General features: G+C 75.8%; 3 protein-coding genes. 2 read left to right on the top strand and 1 reads right to left on the bottom strand.

Annotated elements, in window-relative coordinates:
- Positions 1-62 precede the first annotated feature (62 nt).
- Entirely contained in the window at positions 63-1,310 is a 1,248-nt protein-coding gene (gene cobA / locus ACFRQN_RS39885) for a uroporphyrinogen-III C-methyltransferase (protein WP_380745533.1), read from the top strand.
- Positions 1,311-1,348: 38 nt separating this feature from the next.
- Here the strand turns inward: cobA and ACFRQN_RS39880 are convergent, their stop codons facing one another.
- On the bottom strand, positions 1,349-4,090 hold the full coding sequence (locus ACFRQN_RS39880; protein ID WP_375877203.1) for a SpoIIE family protein phosphatase: 2,742 nt from the start codon (positions 4,088-4,090) through the stop codon (positions 1,349-1,351).
- An 88-nt stretch (positions 4,091-4,178) separates the two neighbouring features.
- On the opposite strand from ACFRQN_RS39880, the gene ACFRQN_RS39875 reads away from it, so the two are divergent.
- Positions 4,179-4,985: an RNA methyltransferase gene (locus ACFRQN_RS39875; protein WP_049658657.1), complete on the top strand. Its 807-nt coding sequence runs from the start codon at positions 4,179-4,181 to the stop codon at positions 4,983-4,985.
- Positions 4,986-5,026: the final 41 nt, after the last annotated feature.

Below are 5,026 nucleotides of genomic sequence, written 5' to 3'. Positions count from 1 at the left end.
CCGCGGAGCGGTGACGTGCCGTACCGTCCCCACACCCTCATCCCCGATCAGGAGCACCGCCGATGACCGCGCCCACCCCGCACCCGAGCACCGAGGGCCGTACCCCCTACCCGGTGGGCCTGCTGCTGGCCGGCCGCCGCGTCGTCGTGGTCGGCGGCGGCCAGGTCGCCCAGCGGCGGCTGCCCGCCCTGATCGCCTCCGGCGCCGACCTGCACCTGGTGGCGCCCGCCACCACCCCGGCCGTCCAGGCCATGGCCGATGCCGGCGAGCTCACCTGGCACGCCCGCCCGTACCGGGACGGCGACCTCGCCGACACCTGGTACGCCCTGGTGGCCACCGACGACCCGGCCGTCAACGCGGCGGTCAGCGCGGAGGCCGAGCGCGAGCGGGTGTTCTGCTCCCGCAGCGACGACGCCGCCGCGGCCACCGCCTGGACCCCGGCCAGCGGCCGCGACGCGGGCGCCACCGTGGCCGTCCTCACCGGCGACCCGCGCCACTCCGCCGCCCTGCGCGACGCCATCGTGGACGGCCTGCGGGACGGCTCGCTGGCCGCCCGTCAGTACCGCTCGCACGGGGCCGGCGTGGCCCTGGTCGGCGGCGGCCCCGGCGACCCGGACCTGATCACCGTGCGCGGCCGCCGGCTGCTCGCCGACGCCGACGTGGTCGTCACCGACCGCCTCGCCCCGCGCGAGCTGCTCGCCGAACTGCCCGAGCACGTCGAGGTGATCGACGCCTCCAAGATCCCGTACGGCCGGTTCATGGCCCAGGAGGCGATCAACCGCACCCTGGTCGAGCACGCCAAGGCCGGCAAGTTCGTGGTCCGGCTCAAGGGCGGCGACCCGTACGTCTTCGGCCGCGGCGGCGAGGAGCTGCTGGCCTGCGCGGAGGCCGGGCTGCCGGTCACCGTGGTGCCCGGGATCTCCAGCTCGATCAGCGTCCCCGCCGCGGCCGGCGTGCCCGTCACCCACCGCGGCATGACCCACGAGTTCACCGTCATCTCCGGCCACGTCGGCCCGGACGACGAGCGCTCGCTCACCAACTGGGAGGCCGCCGCGCGGATGAGCGGCACCCTGGTGCTGCTGATGGCCGTGGACAAGATCGGCGCGATCGCCGCCCGGCTGGTCGAGTACGGCCGGCCGGCGGACACTTCCGTCGCCATCGTCCAGGAGGGCACCACCGCCGCCCAGCGCCGGGTGGACGCCACCCTCGGAACCGTCGCCGCGGTGGTCGAGGCCGAGGGGGTCAAGCCCCCGGCGGTCATCGTCATCGGCGACGTCGTCAACGTGCTGGCGGCCGCCTTCCAGCGGTAGGCCCGCGGGGGGAGTGGGAAGTCGGCCCGGCCGACTTCCTACTCCAGCGGCTGCTCCGTCCAGATGACCTTCCCGGTCGCCGTGTAACGCGTCCCCCAGCGGTCCGCGAACTGCGCGACCAGGAACAGCCCGCGCCCGCCCTCGTCCTCGGTCGCCGCGTACCGCAGGTGCGGCGAGGTGCTGCTGCCGTCCGACACCTCGCAGATCAGCGAACGGTCCCGCAGCAGCCGCACCCGGATCGGCCCGGAGCCGTACCGGATCGCGTTGGTCACCAGCTCGCTCAGGATCAGCTCGGTGACGAACGCCGCCTCCGCCAGCCCCCAGGCCGTCAGCCGCTCCGCCACCGCGGCCCGGACCTCGCGCACCGCCGCCGGGTCGGAGGGCACCTCCCACTGCGCCACCTGCTCCGGCGCCAGCACCCTGGTCCGCGCCACCAGCAGCGCGATGTCGTCCTGCGGGTGCTCCGGCAGCATCGCCCCGAGCACGTCCGCGCAGGTCTGCTCGGGCGTGCGCGGCGGCCCGGCCAGCGCCGCCCGCAACAGCTCCAGCCCCTCGTCGATGTCCCGCTGCCGGTCCTCCACCAGCCCGTCCGTGTACAGCACCAGCCGGCTGCCCTCGGCCAGCTCCAGCTCGGCGTTCTCGAACGGCAGCACCCCCAGCCCCAGCGGCGGCCCGGTCGGCAGCTCCGGGAACACCACCCGGCCCTGCGGGTCCACCACCGCCGGCGGCGGGTGCCCGGCCGTGGCCAGGGTGCAGCGCCGCGACACCGGGTCGTAGATCGCGTACAGGCAGGTCGCCCCGGCCACCCCGGCGCGCTCCCCGCCCGCCGCCTCGTCCTGGTCGATCCGGCTCACCAGCTCGTCCAGGTGCCCCAGCAGCTCGTCCGGCGGCAGGTCCAGGGTCGAGAAGTTGTGGATCGCCGTCCGCAGCCGGCCCATCGTCGCCGCCGCGTGCAGCCCCTGCCCCACCACGTCCCCGACCACCAGCGCCACCCGCGCGCCCGGCAGCGGGATCACGTCGAACCAGTCCCCGCCCACCCCGGCCTGGGCCGGCAGGTAACGGTGCGCCACGTCCAGCGCCGTCTGCTCCGGCAGCTTGCGCGGCAGCAGGCTGTGCTGGAGCGTCACCGCCATCGCGTGCTCCCGGGTGTAGCGGCGGGCGTTGTCGATGCACACCGCCGCGTGCGCCACCAGCTCCTCGGCCAGTGCCAGGTCCTCCGCCTCGAACGGCTCCGCCCGCTGCGCCCGCCAGAACCGGGCCACCCCCAGCAGCACCCCGCGCGCCCGCAGCGGCACCCGCACCAGCGAGTGCACCCCGTACGCCAGCACCCGCGCCGACCGCTCCGGGTCCTGCTCCCGCCACCGGCCGGCCTCCGCCAGCCGCGGCTCGATGGCCGGCTCCCCGCTGTGCAGCGCCCCGGCCAGCGGGGTCTCGGGCACCACGTCCAGCACCGTGCCGACCGGGTAGAACGGCGCGTCGTCCCGTACGCCCGTCACCGCCGTACGGCGCATCCGCCCCAGTGAAGGGCCCGGCGGCGGCTCCTCGCCGGTCAGCACCTGGTCCGCCAGGTCCACCGTGACGAAGTCCGCGAACCGCGGCACCGTGACCTGCGCCAGCTCCTCCGCCGTCCGCGTCACGTCCAGCGTGCTGCCCACCGTCACCCCGGCGTCGTACAGCAGCCGCAGCCGCCGCTGCGCGCGCTCCGCCCGGCCGGACAGCGCCGCCAGCTCCGTGGAGTCGCGCAGCGTGGCGACCCGGCCGGGCGGGCCGCCCGGCTGGTCGATCAGCCGGACGTTCACCGCCAGCAGCCGCTCCCCGGACAGCACCACCTCGTCGGTCACCGGGCGCTCGGCGGTCAGCAGGTCCAGCGGCCGCTGCTCCAGGCCCAGCCCGGCCACCGGGCGGCCCTCGGCGTCCGGCGGAAGGTCCAGCAGCCGGCGCGCCTCGTCGTTGCAGAGCAGCAGCCGGCCGTCCCCGCCGAGGATCATCACGCCCTCGCGCACCGCGTGCAGCACCGCCGCGTGATGCTCGTACATCCTGGTCATCTCGACCGGGCCCAGCCCGTGCGTCTGGCGCCGCAGCCGACGGCTGACCAGCGCCGTCCCGAGCGTGGCCAGCCCCACCGCGGCCGCCGCCGCGCCCAGCACCACCGGCAGCTGGCGCTCGCTGGCGCTGCTGACGCTCTTCAGCGTCACGCCCGCCGAGACCAGCCCGACCACCGAACCGTCCGGCGCGTACACCGGGACCACCGCCTGCACCAGCGAGCCGAGCGTGCCCGAGACGCGCTGGGTCACCACCTGCCCGTGCAGCGCGGGCTCGTAGGTGCCGACGAACTTCCGGCCGATCAGCGCCGGGTTCGGGTGGGTGTAGCGGATGCCCTGGTTGTTCAGCACGACGATGAAGTCCACGCCCGCGGCGACCCGCGCGGACTGCGCCCTCGGCTGCAGGACGGCCGTCGGGTCGGGGGAGCGCAGCGCGTCGACGATGCCCGGCGAACTGGCGAAGGTCTGCGCCACCGCCACCGAACGGTTGCGCGCCTCGTGCTCGGCGTCGTTGCGCGACTGCACCACCAGCGCCACCGCGGCCGCCACCACCAGCAGCAGCACGACCAGGATCTGGAGCGCGAACACCTGCCCCGCCACCGACCGGTGCCACACGGGCCACCGCGGCTTCGCGTGCGGCAGCTGCGGCCGACCGTGTGGGCGCCCACCGGGGGAGCCGGCGGAGCCAGTGGCGCCAGAGGCCGACGGAGCCCAGGATCGGCCCGGATTTCGGGCCATACGGTCATATTTGCACTACGGCCAGCCGGGGACCACCCGCCCCCTCCGCCGTTTGGCCTTCCCCGCCCGGGCTTGGCAAGATCGCAGGGTGTCCGAACCCCGCACCATCACCGACCCGGCCGACCCCCGCCTCGCCGACTACACCGGCCTCACCGACGTCGAGCTGCGCCGCCGCCGCGAACCCGCCGAGGGCCTCTTCATCGCCGAGGGGGAGAAGGTCATCCGCCGCGCCCTCGCCGCCGGCTACCGGATGCGGTCGATGCTGCTCACCTCCAAGTGGCTGGAGGTGATGGGCGACGTCATCGCCGAGGCCGACGCCCCCGTCCACGTGGTCGAGCCCGCCCTCGCCGAAGCCGTCACCGGCTACCACGTGCACCGCGGCGCCCTCGCCTCGATGGAGCGCAAGCCCCTTCCGGACGCCGCCGAGGTGCTCGCCGGCGCCCGCCGGGTCGCCGTCCTGGAAGGCCTGGTCGACCACACCAACCTCGGCGCCATCTTCCGCAGCGCCGCCGCCCTCGGCATGGACGCCGTCCTGCTCTCGCCCGACTGCGCCGACCCGCTCTACCGGCGCGCCGTCAAGGTCTCCATGGGCGCGGTCTTCGCCGTCCCGTACGCCCGCCTCGACCCCTGGCCCGCCGCCCTGGACACCGTCCGCGAGGCCGGCTTCACCCTGCTCGCCCTCACCCCCGCCGACACCGCCGTCGACCTCCACACCCTCGCCCCGCACAGCCTCCCCAAGGCCGCCCTCATGCTCGGCGCCGAGGGCGACGGCCTCACCCCCCGCGCCATCGCCGCCGCCCACCACCCCGTCCGCATCCCGATGGCCCACGGCATCGACTCCCTCAACGTCGGCGCCGCCGCCGCCGTCGCCTTCTACGCCGTCACGACCCCCTGACCCCCTCACCGGCGCGCGGGAAGTCGCCCCACCCGACTTCC

It is taken from the genome of Kitasatospora sp. NPDC056800, from assembly GCF_042789775.1.
In the GTDB taxonomy this organism is placed as follows: Bacteria; Actinomycetota; Actinomycetes; order Streptomycetales; family Streptomycetaceae; genus Kitasatospora.
Note: the sequence above shows the minus strand (reverse complement) of the source record. Positions and strands in the feature narration are given on the sequence as shown.